The organism is Eggerthella sp. AM16-19, assembly GCF_003474385.1.
In the GTDB taxonomy this organism is placed as follows: Bacteria; Actinomycetota; Coriobacteriia; order Coriobacteriales; family Eggerthellaceae; genus Senegalimassilia.
The window spans coordinates 34320-48529 of record NZ_QUCY01000016.1 but is presented as its reverse complement, the minus strand read 5'-3'; the positions used below and the strand labels follow the sequence as shown (position 1 = coordinate 48529).

Here is a 14210-nt window from a genome sequence, read left to right as displayed (position 1 = left end):
CCGCGCCGGGGGCCGTTTTGCATGTTCAGGCAGATCCGATACGCAGCGGCGCGGGACCGCTCGCTAGGCATCGACGCACGTCGTCTTGCTTGGAAGGCGGGCCTATCCGAGCTTGGCCGCGTCCAATATGATGCCGTGCAGGATGTCCGTCTCGCTGACGGTGAACCCGTCCACGCCGACGGCGTCCATGACAGCCTGCATGATGACCAAGCCTGCCACGATGACCGGCGCTCGGCCGGGGTCCAAGCCCACGACCTGGCTGCGCCGCTCCAGGGGCATGGCGGCAAGCTGCGAGTACTGCCGATCGAGCTGCGGGCGCGTCACGTGCGCCTTATGCACCTTCGTCGAATCGTACACGCGCATCTGGTCGCGCACCGCGACCACCGTGGTAGCCGTACCCGCGACCGCCACCAGACGCTCAGGCGCCACGCCGGCCTTCCCGGCTTCCCCGAGATGCTCGGCAAGCTGCCGCGCTACCCATTCGCGCGCCGCTTCAAGCTCGGCGGGTTCGGGAGGGTCGGTGCGGATGAACTTCTCGGTGACGCGACGGCACCCGATATCGAAGGAGTGCGCCCACGCGGGCGCTTGGCCCGCATGGCCCACCACCATCTCGGTGGAGCCGCCGCCGATATCCACCACCATAAGGTCCTGGCCAGGGAAATCGCACGATGCACCCGAGAACGACAGCCCCGCCTCCTTCCAACCGGGTATGACCGAAAGGACAACGCCGAGCTGCGCCAAACGCCGCACGAACTCATCGGAGTTCCCTGCATCGCGCGATGCCGAGGTGGCTACCGCGATGGTCTTGGCGATGGGGGCGCCCTGCTCGGCAAGGCGGTCGCGCACGGCGCAATACCCCCCTACCGTTTCAACGGTGCGGTCGATTGCGGCAGGCAAGAGCATACCGGTGGCATCGACGCCTTCGCCAAGGTTGGTGATGGCGTATTCGCGATCCACCTCATGGATGGCGCCCGCGGCGTCGACGTCCGCCACGAGCATGCGGCACGTGACCGTTCCGATGTCGATGGCGGCATAGCGCCCTGCAGCAAATCCTTGCATGCGGCTTTCGGTCATGGCAACCCCCTTGCCTGCTTATTTGTAGCCGAACACCAGATCGAGCAGCGGCGAGTACCACGTATCGGGCGCCTGCACGCTATCGGAGGAGATGTTGGGCGTGATGGTGGAGCCCTGCTGGGTTTCCTCCAAGTTCAAACCGCGCACATTGGCGGATTCCTCGCCTTTTTTCACCCAGCCGAGCTGCTCGTGGGCACGCTGCTCGACGCCTGCATCGGTTTGCAGGGAATCGACGTCGGATTGCAGCTCCTGGTTGCGATCGACGAGCGCATCGTATTCGATGACCAGCTTATCGTGGTCGCGCACGCTGCAATAGTAGCGCTGCGCGGTGGGATACAGGAACACCGTGGACATGACCAGGCACGCCGCCACGGCAGCGCCGATCATGAACGTGCGGGAGCCCATGGCGCCCATAAGGGTGTCTTTGGAAAAGCGCGCACGGCGGCGGTTGCGCGACGGCGCAGCCTCATCGGTCTGCATGCGCTGGGCACGACGCTGGCTTGCGCCCATCTGCCCTTTGTACACGGCTGCGCGCGGGGAATCGTCGCTCTCGGGCGCTTGCCCGCCGAACTGCTTCTCGAACGCGCGGCCGGCCTTGGCCTTGGCGCGCGCCTTGGCCTTGGCGCGACGGCGATCGGCTGCCGTGATCCGACCCTCTTCCGGCTCCTGGGCGCGCTCATCGCGCTCTTGCGCGGAAACGCGAGAGGAACGACGCTGCTCGGCAACGGTTTCGCCGCGCTTGCGGGCGGCACGGGAGGCGCCGCGACGCTGCCGCGCGGGATGCTGGAAGGCCCCCTCTTCGGAATACGGCTGCGCAAACGCGTCCTCGGAAAGATAGGACAGCAAAGGCGAGCTTTGGCGGCGCGGGGCTTGCGAGGGACGCTGGCCCGCACGGGCACGACCCGCCTGCGAGCGCTCCGCCCAATCGCGATGTTGATGTTCTGGGTAACGGGAACCGCCTCGCTTGACGTCGTCGAACGAGAGGATACGAGCTTGCCGTGACATTGATGACCGCCCCTTAGCGCATGTGGTTCGATTAAGTGTGTGATTTGATGCAAGAAGCATTCGGTAGGATAGCACATCGTGCGACGCCGCGCGGCCGGCACCCAAGACGGAAAACCGCCCGTCTCCAAGATGGAAACGGGCGGCTGGCATGCGGTTTAGCTTCAGCGATGGGCGCCTTCGCGCCTTTAGAGGTCGAGCTTTTTAATATAAGCTCTCCATTTTTCGAACGAGTCGTCGCTGATGGCGTGTTCCATAAGGCAGGCTTCGCTCTCGGCAACGTCGGCGGGAATGCCCAGCTCCTTGTGCAGGAACTTCGAAAGCATGCAATGACGCTCGTAGATGGCGGTGCCATAGGCAAAGCCAGCCTCGGTGAGGGTGATATCGCCGTAATACGGCTGCTCGGCAAGCGCCTTCTCCTTCAGCGCGGTGACCGCCTTGTTCACGGATGCCTTGGAAACGCCCATTTTGTTGGCGATGTCGACAGATCGGACGGACACCTCCGTGGTGCCCCCGAGCATTACGATGGCCTCAAGGTAATCCTCGTGCGATTTGGACATCTTCTCCATTGGGCACTCCTTTCATAGTTGCCCTCATAGTACCACAGGGCGATAGCATAACGCTAAAAGCGCATAGCTGCGCATTCGATCTGCTCAAGCAGCCTGCGGATTCACGAGGGAAACTCGAAAAGGGAAACGTGGCCGACGAGGGTGGAGAGGGGGGTATGGAACCCTCGTCGGCCTGCTGATACGGCGGGGCCAGACGAGAAGAGCCCTGCCGCCGGGTCAGCAAAAGAAAGAGAGGCGTCGAATGGCTTTTGCGAGGGGGAACGCTTGCCATCGACATTTGTCAGTATAGGGTAACTTTAGTAAACCGTCAATAACTTTTCGAAAAAAGTTTTCCTTAGCGATCTTCTCATTTTGCGCTCTTGATTCGCGAGCTCACCCGAACGCTTCGTTTGCGTTTGACACGGGTGCGGACGGGCTTCCCGTTGCCGGTCGATTTGGCTCCCAAGCCCATTCGAATGTTTCGCATGCGAACCTCCCCTGCCGCCGGACATCACGCGCAGGCAGCTGCGTCGCACGAGACGAGCGCGCTGCGCGCCCCGCCCCCCGACCGCAAGGCCGCCATATACGCGGAGGGGCCGGCATCAAGCCGGCCCCTCCCCTTGGTAGCATCTTCTATGCCGCGGACATGCCCGCAGCTGCTTATCTGCCGGACACGGCCTTGCTCATGTCGGCGGCCATGCGCGCCGCGGCGCTGCACCCCGTGCACCCGCCGCAGCCGCCCGAACAGCCGCGCGGGCTATCGGCATGGCAGTCGCACATACCGCGGCTCCATAGACGGTGCACGGCCCATGCAGCCCATGCGACCACGATCAGCAGGACCCCCACAGTCGGCAGGTTGAATTCCAGACCCAAGATCACAGCCCGACTCCTTTCCTAAGCTGCACGCCTATGCCGGCGCGCGAAAATTGTTTACCTTGGATAATACTACGAACGACAGCGGGACGCCACCCGAAGGCGACGTCCCGCTTAAAGCAGCTCACGTCTTCGCAAAACCATCATCGATGGTTTTCTGGCCCGATATCGGTCTTACGAGATGGTCGCAGTGCTACTTGTCCTGCTTCTCCTCACGCTTGGGCATGGGGCGGAAGATCTGGAACAGCATGGCGGCTGCGATGACGATAGCCACCACGGTGAACACGTTGAACTCGACCTCGCCGGTCGCAAGGCCGACGAACTGGTAGAGCATGGTGCCCACGCACCAGGCGAAACCGCACAGGTAGCCGATGGTGATCCAGAACCACTTCGGAGAGTTCTGCTGCTGGCGGATGGTGCCCATGGCGGCGAAGCAAGGAGCGCACAGCAGGTTGAACGCGCAGAAGGCGACCACGGCAGCGGTGGAACCGCCGAGCATCTGCAGGAAGCCGAACCACAGCTGCGGGTCAGCCTCGCCGTAATCGGCAAGCTGCGTGATGATGCCCACGGTTGCCACGACGTTCTCCTTGGCTACCAAGCCGGTGACGGCGGTCGCCGCGGCCTGCCAGTTATCGAAGCCCAGCGGCGCGAAGATCCAGGCGAGCAGATTGCCCAGGCCGGCCATGAGGCTGTGCTCCATGTAGTCGGGCGCATCGGGGTCGAGCAGGCCGAAGCCCTCGCCCGCATCGCCGAAGTTCATGAGGAACCAGATGACGATGGTGGACAGGAAGATGATGGTACCTGCCTTGATGATGTAGCCCTTCACGCGCTCCCACATGGACAGCAGGATGGACTTCACCGTGGGCATATGGTACTCGGGCAGCTCCATGACGAACGGGGTGGCGTCGCCGGCGAACAGCTTGGTCTTCTTCAGCATGATGCCGGACAGGATGATGGCGATGACGCCCAGGAAGTAGAACATGGGGGCCACGTACCACGTTGCAGAGGAATCACCGGACGCCAGAGCGCCAAACACGAGCGCGATGATGGGCATCTTCGCGCCGCACGGGATCATCGTGGTGGTCATGATGGTCATGCGACGGTCCATCTCGTTCTCGATGGTCTTGGTGGACATGACGGCGGGCACGCCGCAGCCGGAAGCGATGAGCATCGGGATGAACGATTTACCGGACAGGCCGAACTTGCGGAAGATGCGGTCCATGATGAACGCGACGCGGGACATGTAGCCGCACAGCTCCAGGATGCCCAGCAGCAGGAACAGGATGACCATCTGCGGGATGAAGCCGATGACGGCGCCGACGCCGGAGACGATGCCGTCATTGACGAGGGACTGCAGCCACGGCGCGACGTCTGCCGCTTCCATGGCATCGGCGATGATGGCGCCCAGACCCGGGATCCACAGGCCCCACGTGCCGTCGGACGGATCGGGCTCTTCGACCTCAAGCGCCTTCTGGTAATCGGCGAACGTGATGGACTGCTCCTCCACGTTGCCATCCTCGTCCTCGACCTCCATGGTGGCCACGGCGTGCGAGGCTTGCGCCTGCTCGTCGAAGTCGGCGACGATGGCCTGCGCCTCCTCGTATTCGGCCATGGCGTCTTCGTAGTCGGCCACGGCGTCCTCATCGGCACCGTCTTCAGGCGCCTCAGGTTCCTCGGCGGCTAAGGCGTCGAGCACTTCCTGCGATGCATCGGAAGGCAGCTCGGACTCTTCATCCTCGCCCAGAATGTTCTCGACATAAGCCACAACCTGGGAATGCGCATCCTCGTATTCCTCGGTGGCCTCGTCGAACGCGGCATTGCCGGTGTAGAGCCAGCCATCGCCGGAAATGCCGTCATTGGCCCAGTCAGTCACCACGCCGCCGCCGACGGAAACCGCCAGCCAGTACACGAAGAACATGATGACGATGAAGATGGGCAGGCCAAGCCAGCGGTTGGTGACCACGCGGTCGATCTTCTGCGAGGTGGTCAGGCCCGTGCGCGTGCGCTTGACGGTCTTGTCCACAACGTGGCTGATGGCATCGTAGCGCTCGGCAGTGATGATGGATTCCGCATCATCGTCGAGCTTGTCCTCGATGGAGGTGCGGATAGCGGAGATGGCGTCCAAGTCGGCTTGAGACAGCTTGAGGTCGGCGATGGTTTTGTCCTCGGCCTCGAAAAGCTTGATGGCGTACCAGCGCGCAGCGTTAGAAGCGACCTTATCGCCGAGGACGCCCTCGATCTTGACGAGCGCCTCCTCGACGGCAGCGTCGAATTTCATCTGCGATGCAGGGACTTTCTTGCTTCGAGCTGCATCAATGGCGGCCTTGACAACATCCTCCATGCCGCGGCCCTTCAGCGCCGAGGTAGGAACGATGGGGCAGCCCAGCTCGCGGGACAGACCGTCGACGTCGATCTTGTCGCCGTTCTTCTCCACCAGGTCCATCATGTTCAGCGCAATCACGACCGGGACGCCCAGATTCAGAATCTGGCTGGTCAGATACAGGTTGCGCTCAAGGTTGGTGGCGTCCACCAGGTTGATGACGGCGTCGGGGCCGCCTTCGAGCAGGTAATCGCGCGCCACGATCTCCTCGGGCGAATACGGGGACAGCGAGTAGATGCCCGGCAGGTCCGTGATGGTCACGTCCTTGTCGCGCGTGTACTTGCCCTCCTTCTTCTCGACGGTGACACCCGGCCAGTTGCCAACGTATTGATTGGCGCCTGTCAGGTCGTTGAACATCGTCGTCTTGCCGCAGTTCGGGTTGCCGGCAAGGGCAATGCAGATTCCCATGATCTACCTTTCTTGCGAATCGATTCGGCTTCTTGCGCTGTTCTGGGTTTCGATGTTTCACACCGTCCCAGTTCAGAAGCCATTTTGAGTTAGGTTACGGTAACTCGTTCCGGTAAAAAACGGCGCACTCGCGCCACTGCCCATCGACGGTCGATGCGCCGGCTGTTACGCCGGCGTACATGCTAGTCGACGAGGATGCACTCCGCCTCGCTTTTGCGCAGCGACAGCTCGTAACCGCGAACCGTCACCTCGATGGGATCTCCAAGCGGCGCCACCTTGCGCACGTACACCCCGACGCCTTTCGTGATGCCCATGTCCATGATGTGACGCTTGAGCGCGCCCTCTCCGCTTAGGCGGCGCACCGTAGCAGATTCGCCGACCTGCACATCACGCAGCGTTTTGCCCTGAATCTCGGCCATCTAGCCCTATCCTCGCTTTCTTATGCTTCTCTCCATGCCCTTATACTGGCGGCTGCAGCGCAGCCGCACGAACGGCCGCAGCGTCTTCCCACTGCGGCCGGATTCGCCTACTGCGGCGGCAGATCGGCCGCTATGCCGTTGCCGCGGAGGTGATGATATGGGACGCCGCTTGACGGCCGATGGCCACCTGCGCGCCTTTGACGGAGACGATCAGGTCTCCCGCCACGCCCGACACCACCTTGACCTCCGCTCCTTCCACGAAGCCGAGATTCTCAAGATGATGCTGCAAGTCGCCCCTCCCGCGCACTTTGACGACATGCGCGGATTCGCCCTCTTTCAGGAAGGAAAGCGGCATCTGCTGGACGGACACGCTAGAAGCTCGCGCAGCCTTCGCCGCAGCGCTCGTCATCGCAGTCTCCATGATGTTCTCCCTTCATTTGTTTGACGCATATAACAGAATGATGTTACATCAGATTGACTTTGCATGGAAGCCTTGGGCAACTTATTGTTCGATACGGGTAAATTTTCAAAGTTTCACCACATTTACTTCGAAACGAGCGAAGCGCGGCTGAAGATGCCGGACGAGCGGACATGAAAAGCGTTCCGACTGCAAACTTGCTCTCCGCCACCCTTCCTACCCGCATCCGTCGAAACCGCTCGCAAGTATTTCCCGCACTAAAGGAGGGCGAGCCCTCTACAACTAGGCGGCACGAGTCCCGGCATCGATCTTATTTGCCGAAAACGTCGTTCGCCACCGTTTGTCTGAAGAACGGGAAAATCATCTTCCATCTGTACTTTCGCAGGAATATTATGCGTACCGTGAATAATCCCCCTTTTCGCAATGCCGAAGGAGGCACCAAGCCCATGCAAGAGAATCGCTATATCGATACGCGCGGATGCATCGACCGACCCGTTGAATTCACCGAGGCCGTTATCAACGGCCTGGCAGATGGCGGCGGACTGTACGTTCCGCAGCATATCCCCGAGCTTGCGCTCGACGAGATCTGCGAGTTGGCTCAGCTGCCCTATGCGCAGCGCGCCGCACGCATCTACAAGGCCTTCGGCGTCGACCTTCCCGCTCAGGTCATAGACGAGCTTATGGCGCAGGCCTATAGCGACAACTTCGACGACGAGCGCATCTGCCCCATCACCTCCCTTGATGCCGACACCCACGTCCTTGAGCTGTGGCACGGCCCCACCAGCGCCTTCAAGGACATGGCGCTGCAGTGCCTGCCGCGCTTCTTCAGCGCATCGGCAGCCCAGCTGCGCGAGCAGGGCAAGCTCAACCACGATTTCCTTATCCTGGTGGCAACGTCGGGAGACACCGGCAAGGCCGCCCTCGAAGGCTTCCGCGACCTGCCCCACGTCTCCATCTCGGTCATGTATCCCGACGGCGGGGTGAGCGACATCCAGTACCGCCAGATGGCCACGCAACGCGGATCAAACGTCAACGTGTGGGGCGTGCGCGGCAACTTCGACGATTGTCAGACGGGCGCTAAGAACGTGTTCGGCGACGCAGCCTTCGCCGAGAAGCTGCTCTCCGAGCATGGCGTCTCCCTTTCCAGCGCGAATTCCATCAACTGGGGCCGCCTGCTGCCGCAGGTGGTGTACTACGTGTCCGCCTACTCGCAGCTGGTGGCAGACGGCAAGCTTGCAGCCGGCGCCCCGCTTGACGTATGCGTGCCTACCGGCAACTTCGGCAACATCCTTGCCGCGTACTACGCCAAGCGTATGGGAGTGCCCATCGACATGCTGTACTGCGCCAGCAACGAGAACCGCGTGCTCACCGACTTCATCAACACCGGCACCTACGACGTGTCCGACCGCCCGTTCGTGCTGACCCCCTCCCCTTCCATGGACATCCTGGTCAGCTCCAACCTGGAGCGCCAGCTGTTCGAGCTGACGGGCCGCAACCCCGAAGCGATCGCCGGCTGGATGGCCGACCTGAAGCAGCAGCGCTGCTTCCGCGTGGACGAGGACACGTTCAAGGCCGTTCGCAAGCACTTTGCCGCCGACAGCGTGGACAACGCCGAGTGTCTGCGCACCATCAAAGAGGTGCTCGACAAGCACGACTACCTACTCGACCCGCATACCGCCGTAGCATACCGCGCCGCGCAGAACCTGCGCGGCGAAAACCCCGTGCTCATCGCCAGCACCGCCCACTGGGCCAAGTTCGGCAACAACGTGTACCGCGCCTTGCACGATATGCAGCCCGGCCAGCCCCTGCCGGAAAACATTGCCGCGCTTTCCGGCTGCGGCCTCAACGACCTGGTCGCCGACGAATCGGGCCACCACGACGTGCCGCGCTGCCTGGCGGAACTCGACGGTCTGCCCATCAGGTTCACCGAAGTCATCGACGGCACCACCGAGGACATCGAGAGCGCGACGGAGCGGTTTCTCGCTGCCTTGGACAACGAATAGCAGCACACACGAGGGGAACCGAAGGACCATTCATGAACAAACTATCCAAGCTTAAACCGATCGTCAGGCTTTCCGTGGTCAATCCCGACACGGAAAGCAACTCGGTGTTCGGCCGCGGCATCGCCAGCCTGTGCATCGGCGTGCGCGACACCGGCTCCTTAAACGCCGCAGCCAAGAGCATGGGCATGGCATACAGCAAGGCATGGCGCATCATCAAGGACACAGAAGCAGCCCTTGACGTGCAGCTTCTTTACCGCGATGGCGCCCACGGAAGCCGACTGACCGAAGATTGCGAGCAGATTCTTGCCGCATACCAGGCCATCGAGGAGCAGCTTCAATCGCAAGCCGAGGACAGCTTCGAAAAGCAGGTTGATGGCCAGTAGCCGATAACCGCTCGCCCTGTGCATCATCTCGAGGTCCTTCGACGATAACGTGCAGATAAGGCGGATCGGCCTTATCTCGTTTTTTGTGATGCGACGCTACCGCGCATCACGCCAAGCGCCCCAGCACGCACCGCGCCCCGGATCGAGCCGCCAACCGATGGCGGCTCGATCCGTATTCCACGCCTACGAAACCCAAATGCCCTCGTATCTCGGCAAGGCCCATCCAAGATACGCCGTCATAGAGCACGTCACCTTCAGCTTCGGCGCCGGCGGCTGGGATGCCGAAGCATCGGCATATGCGCCGATAACGCCGACCGCCTCCCTTGCACGCCCCTCGGCCTCGTACCATACGCTGGGACGCCGCGAAAACGACAGCACCTCCCCGTAGGCCACCTCTTGCGCAGGCGGCAGCATGGATTCCCCGTCCACCTCGGCTTCAAGCTGCTTATCGGCGAAGCACCGCCGCTCAGAGAACAACTCCCGAGCCATATCCGTCAATGCATAGCGGACCTCGGCGATATTGCGCCCGAACAGATCCAACGTCGCCCCCTGCACCACCGTCCCATCCGCGAACGGAACGGTGCACGCGGCATCGACGAACCACCCCTCCACCTTCTCACACCCGGGTTTCAAGGCAATTGCGCGCGCATCGGAGGAGGCGCTGTACGAGGACGATTCGTCGACGCGTTCGGACCAGCAAGGCTCTCGTTCGCCATCCACGAAATAGCGCACCGTGGTGAAGGGGTTCACTACCTGCAAAGGCTTTGAAACGGCGCATCCCAGATACGCGGCATGCAGGTATGCGGTAGTCGCGCGCACGATGCACGCCAGCCGCTTTCCCGCCAAGTGCTCGCCGACCTGAAGCGTCCGCCCCGTTTCCTCAAGAAGCCCCGCTGGCACGATTCGGGCGCTTATGCCATGAATCGGCATCCCGCCGCAGGATGCCTCCTGCCCGTCTTGGACCCACTCGGACCAACTCCCATCCTTCCCGCACACGCGATAACGCACATGAAAGCGCGAGGAGGCATCCCCGCCGAGCTTTATGCTGAGACCCTGCGCCTCGGCCCCCTCTTGAGAGGCATCGCGCCACGCTCCGGACGAGGCGATTTGCACGGCAAGCCCCGGCTCGCTTCCTTCGGCCGATAGGTTCAAAGCACGCAAAGCCCCGGCATGCCCGCGCGTTCCCACCACGTTCGCCGCCGGTTGCGCATCAAGCCACAGGCGCCCGCCGCCGAACGACACGCATGCGCGGCCCGTGACCTCGGGAATCTCGGAGACGGCTTCTCCCTGACCGTCATCGGCAAACCACAGGTATTCGTATCGAATGCCCTTCGCATCGGCCGATGCGCCTCCGGGCCTGAACGCGGTCCGGGGGTCGGGAACGCCAAGCGAAGCGCCCACGACAACCGTCGAGCCGTCTGCAGCGCCCTCAAGGTCGAACAGGTCGCCGTCCTCCGTGCCGAAACGAGCATCTTCGAGATGCCATATATGAGACTCGTTGCCCCACTCCCCATCGGCATAGCCGTTCGAATGGAACTGCACGCGCGCGCCGTTTTCCTGCGAGGCTCCCACGCGATCGAGCGCCATGCCGGAACAATCGCTGAAAAGCCATTGGCGCGATCCTCGCCCATGCACCCACACCGCCTGCGCGCGATCGGCGCCCGCGCGACGCTGAAGCTCCGCCGCGCTTGCGTCGAAACGCGGCCCGCCGCCTGCCTGGCCCAACGAAAGCGAGCCGTCGCCGGCGCAAACAGGCACGAAGCGAAACGTTCCGGCAAAGCGCTCGTCTTCGTGCGACACCGCTATCCAATGGCGTCTCGTCGAGGACGCAGAGGAAAACACGCCGCATCCCTGGCCGGCGCGAGGCCCGTCGACGCCCAGCTGCAGCGACGGAACCGTTGCCGGGGAGATGACGAGCACGCGGCCAGCCCATTGCGCCTCGCTTGCGATACCCACCCGTTTTGCTCGTTGCTTGACCCACTTCGTGGAAAAGCCGATAGGGGGATCGTCGGCCCGCTGGTAATACCAGTCCTTCCCATAGTAGTAATAGTTCCAAAACCACGACCTCAGCTGAAACCCATGCATCGCATCGCGCTCGGTACGCCGGATCCACACTGAATAATCCGATCCCGGATACTCGCGGTAATCGGTCCACACATGGCAACCGTCTCTATGGATGCCCGATCCTGCCTCATTGTCGATGACGACGATCTTCGACCCCTCTTCCACGCCCCCTTTAGGTGCACCGTCAACAGTGTGGAACAGGGTGAAACGCGTATCATCGCCCGAATCCGTGTGCCACAGGTTATACGAGGGATTCAGCTCGTTATAGCTTCCGCACGCTATCTCGAGCTTGCCCCTCATGTGGTAATACAGCTCCGTCGTGAAATCGCATGCCATGGCGATCTTAGTGGCCACCCTGATGAACTGCCGTGAGGAGATATCCCATTCAACCCAAGGCGTTTTCGCCGACACCTGCAAACCGGTGTACATATTCCCCGCCTGCTCGGCACCTGCCCCCGCCTGCACCGAACCGACCTCATTCCAAAACCTGTTGGCATAACGCGCGCCATATCCGCGGAAGATCAAGGACCCGTCCCACCAAGGTTCATCGGCAAACGCCATTCGGGGGTTGTACATAATCAGTCCAACGGCAACCGCCCCTAAACCGAACACGAAACCGCGGCGCGTGAGCACATGCCCATCCCCCGTTGACACGCCACCCGATGCGGGAACGCGGCGCCTTCGATTGCGCATCGCAGTTTTATGCCTCTGCCTCACCATCGCCCCGCCCTTCCTTCCTGCGGCGCCCATCGAAACGACCTCAAGCCAGCCCACCTCCCAGAAACGCCAGCAGATCGACCACCGTGGGAACGAGCACCAGCAACGTGGTAGGCGGCAAAAAGCAAACGGACAGCACCACATCGAGCTTCGTCGGCATCTTCCTGATATGTTCGAGCGCCGCCGCCTGTGCGCGCGAACGGGCAAGCGCAGCTTGATTGGCAAGCCCCTGCGCCACCGAGGCGCCCTGCTCTATGGCTTGGGTCAGCTGAGCGGCGAACGCAGTGACCTCCTGGCTTGCGCAGCGCTGCGCAAGGTTCGAAAGCGCCTTCGCGCGGGAATGCCCCAGCAAGTTGACCTCTTGGTCCACCAGGCGGAACTCATCGGCAAGCGGGCCGCTCAAGCTTTCGGCAACCTGACGAAAGCACTGCTCCACCGGAGATCCGGCGGCTATCGCCACGCCAAGCAATTCCATGGCGTCGGGCAATCCGGCATCGATGGCGGCGCGGCGCGCTTGGCGCTTCGATCGCAGATACAGCTGCAAGCCTCCGCAACCCGCCAGCCCCGCTCCGCAAACGACGAAAACGAAAACCGCCGGCGTTGCACGAAACGCGATGCACGCCGCAACGGCGATGACCACGCAGCCCGAAACCGCGGCAAAGCACACGCAACGCCAGGTTTCGGGCTCCAAAGCGATGCCCGCGCATCGAAGCCGTTCCCTTGACCGCTCCCGCTCCCTCATTGAAAGCGGGGCGAAACCCGCAAGCGCCTCCACAGCACGCGACCACAAGCGAGCCGGGCCCGCATGAGTCCGACCCCTCGACGAGCCGTCGGCCCGATCGAATCTTGCCCACGCCGGCATAAGCCCACGCGCTTTCACCCCGGCCCAAGCGTTGAGCGCCTCGTAAACCGCCAACCCCGCAGCAACCGCCAGCAGGCAGATCGCGCAAAACGTCAAGCTTCGCATGCATCACCCCCTAACCGGCGCGAGCGCGCCTAATACGAGAACCTTGTAATCCGACGGCACGCCGCAATACCCGCCACCTCCATGAGCGCAGCGCCCGCAAGCACGGCCCACCCCAGCGGGTTTTCCCGATAGAACAGGGAAAAAGCCGGGTTTGTGGCGAACATGAACGCGAAGATCGCAGGCATGGCGCACGCCACCACCACCGTGGCCATGCGCGTTCCCGCAAGTTCGCTGCGCAGCTCCTGCTGCATAAGGGCGCGGCCCTGGGCGTGCTCCGCGATTAGATCGAAGACCGCACCCATCGACCCGCCGAAACGCTGCTGGATGCGCATGGCCGACGCCAACGCCGCGACATCGGCGTCGCCCGTGCTTTGCGCCATGCGGGCAAGGGCCTGCACCAACGGCATGCCATAGGAAACGCGCGCGAGCACCGCCATCAGCTCCGAGCGCAGCGGCTCCGGCGCATGGTCGGCCGAGATCCGCAGCGCGCGCTCAAGGGTCAGCGAGCTCTTCACGCTGGCCGACAACTGAGGAACGAGCCGCACAAACTGCCGGGAAAGCAGCTCGCGCCGTTTCGCCCGTGCGCGCAGCACGTACAACGCCGCAGCGATGCAAACCAACCCTACGCCCAGCATCGCACCGAGCAGGCCACTTGCCCGCATGCCGAAAAATGCCGCGAACGCGCCCACGGTGCCCAAGCACAGCGTCCATGAAACCGGAGACGCCTCGATGCCCGCATCGCGCAGCATCCTGCCAAGCGGTCCTTCGACATCCGCCTTCGCCGACTCGGCATCGCGTTTGCCCAGTTCGTACAACGCCCGGTCCGACGCTCGGGCATCGCTTTCCTCGGCCCTTTGCCGCAACCTCAAAGACAGGGCGGTGCACGCCACCGCCGCTGCCGCCAAAAGCACGCCGAAGGCAAGCGCCCCGGAGAAGAATCCCTTCATAGCCATC

12 protein-coding genes are annotated in these 14210 nt (G+C 62.6%); 2 read left to right on the top strand and 10 right to left on the bottom strand.

From position 1 onward, the window contains the following. Positions 1–102 precede the first annotated feature (102 nt). From DW178_RS07430 to DW178_RS07400, 7 genes are all read right to left on the bottom strand, one after another. Positions 103–1074 (bottom strand): Ppx/GppA phosphatase family protein, encoded by a 972-nt coding sequence (locus tag DW178_RS07430; RefSeq protein WP_118350366.1) that lies wholly within the window; start codon positions 1072–1074, stop codon positions 103–105. An 18-nt stretch (positions 1075–1092) separates the two neighbouring features. Next, entirely contained in the window at positions 1093–2079 is a 987-nt protein-coding gene (locus tag DW178_RS07425) for an FtsB family cell division protein (protein ID WP_158574107.1), read from the bottom strand. Positions 2080–2264: 185 nt separating this feature from the next. Then, complete coding sequence (locus tag DW178_RS07420; protein ID WP_118350364.1) at positions 2265–2645, bottom strand: metal-dependent transcriptional regulator; 381 nt, start codon at positions 2643–2645, stop codon at positions 2265–2267. Positions 2646–3284: 639 nt separating this feature from the next. Further along, the gene (locus tag DW178_RS07415) at positions 3285–3503 is read right to left on the bottom strand and encodes a hypothetical protein (RefSeq protein WP_286168589.1); all 219 of its coding nucleotides are present in this window, start codon (positions 3501–3503) and stop codon (positions 3285–3287) included. A 187-nt stretch (positions 3504–3690) separates the two neighbouring features. Then, complete coding sequence (feoB, locus tag DW178_RS07410) at positions 3691–6285, bottom strand: ferrous iron transporter B (RefSeq protein ID WP_118350363.1); 2595 nt, start codon at positions 6283–6285, stop codon at positions 3691–3693. Between the two features lie 182 nt (positions 6286–6467). Next, entirely contained in the window at positions 6468–6704 is a 237-nt protein-coding gene (locus DW178_RS07405; protein ID WP_042434827.1) for a FeoA family protein, read from the bottom strand. 130 nt (positions 6705–6834) lie between these two features. After that, positions 6835–7125, bottom strand: coding sequence for a FeoA family protein (locus tag DW178_RS07400; RefSeq protein ID WP_286168587.1), 291 nt, complete (start codon positions 7123–7125; stop codon positions 6835–6837). Positions 7126–7568: 443 nt separating this feature from the next. On the opposite strand from DW178_RS07400, the gene thrC reads away from it, so the two are divergent. Further along, the gene (gene thrC / locus DW178_RS07395; protein WP_199669263.1) at positions 7569–9125 is read left to right on the top strand and encodes a threonine synthase; all 1557 of its coding nucleotides are present in this window, start codon (positions 7569–7571) and stop codon (positions 9123–9125) included. Between the two features lie 32 nt (positions 9126–9157). Next, on the top strand, positions 9158–9508 hold the full coding sequence (locus tag DW178_RS07390; protein WP_118350361.1) for a winged helix-turn-helix domain-containing protein: 351 nt from the start codon (positions 9158–9160) through the stop codon (positions 9506–9508). 183 nt (positions 9509–9691) lie between these two features. On the opposite strand, the gene DW178_RS07385 is transcribed toward DW178_RS07390, so the two are convergent. The 3 genes from DW178_RS07385 to DW178_RS07375 all read right to left on the bottom strand — a co-directional run bounded on the left by DW178_RS07385 (position 9692) and on the right by DW178_RS07375 (position 14209). Further along, complete coding sequence (locus tag DW178_RS07385) at positions 9692–12265, bottom strand: hypothetical protein (protein WP_147363829.1); 2574 nt, start codon at positions 12263–12265, stop codon at positions 9692–9694. Positions 12266–12332: 67 nt separating this feature from the next. Then, positions 12333–12980, bottom strand: coding sequence for a type II secretion system F family protein (locus DW178_RS07380; RefSeq protein WP_286168583.1), 648 nt, complete (start codon positions 12978–12980; stop codon positions 12333–12335). A gap of 305 nt (positions 12981–13285) precedes the next feature. Next, positions 13286–14209: a type II secretion system F family protein gene (locus DW178_RS07375; protein WP_118350358.1), complete on the bottom strand. Its 924-nt coding sequence runs from the start codon at positions 14207–14209 to the stop codon at positions 13286–13288. Position 14210: the final 1 nt, after the last annotated feature.

Bases quoted from the DNA above. Each gene is read 5' to 3' on its own strand.
- DW178_RS07430 (WP_118350366.1), bottom strand. From the start codon at position 1,074: ATGACCGAAAGCCGCATGCAAGGATTTGCTGCAGGGCGCTATGCCGCC.
- feoB (WP_118350363.1), bottom strand. From the start codon at position 6,285: ATGGGAATCTGCATTGCCCTTGCCGGCAACCCGAACTGCGGCAAGACG.
- DW178_RS07390 (WP_118350361.1), top strand. From the start codon at position 9,158: ATGAACAAACTATCCAAGCTTAAACCGATCGTCAGGCTTTCCGTGGTC.
- DW178_RS07385 (WP_147363829.1), bottom strand. From the start codon at position 12,265: ATGCGCAATCGAAGGCGCCGCGTTCCCGCATCGGGTGGCGTGTCAACG.
- DW178_RS07405 (WP_042434827.1), bottom strand. From the start codon at position 6,704: ATGGCCGAGATTCAGGGCAAAACGCTGCGTGATGTGCAGGTCGGCGAA.
- DW178_RS07420 (WP_118350364.1), bottom strand. From the start codon at position 2,645: ATGGAGAAGATGTCCAAATCGCACGAGGATTACCTTGAGGCCATCGTA.
- thrC (WP_199669263.1), top strand. From the start codon at position 7,569: ATGCAAGAGAATCGCTATATCGATACGCGCGGATGCATCGACCGACCC.
- DW178_RS07375 (WP_118350358.1), bottom strand. From the start codon at position 14,209: ATGGCTATGAAGGGATTCTTCTCCGGGGCGCTTGCCTTCGGCGTGCTT.
- DW178_RS07425 (WP_158574107.1), bottom strand. From the start codon at position 2,079: ATGTCACGGCAAGCTCGTATCCTCTCGTTCGACGACGTCAAGCGAGGC.
- DW178_RS07400 (WP_286168587.1), bottom strand. From the start codon at position 7,125: ATGGAGACTGCGATGACGAGCGCTGCGGCGAAGGCTGCGCGAGCTTCT.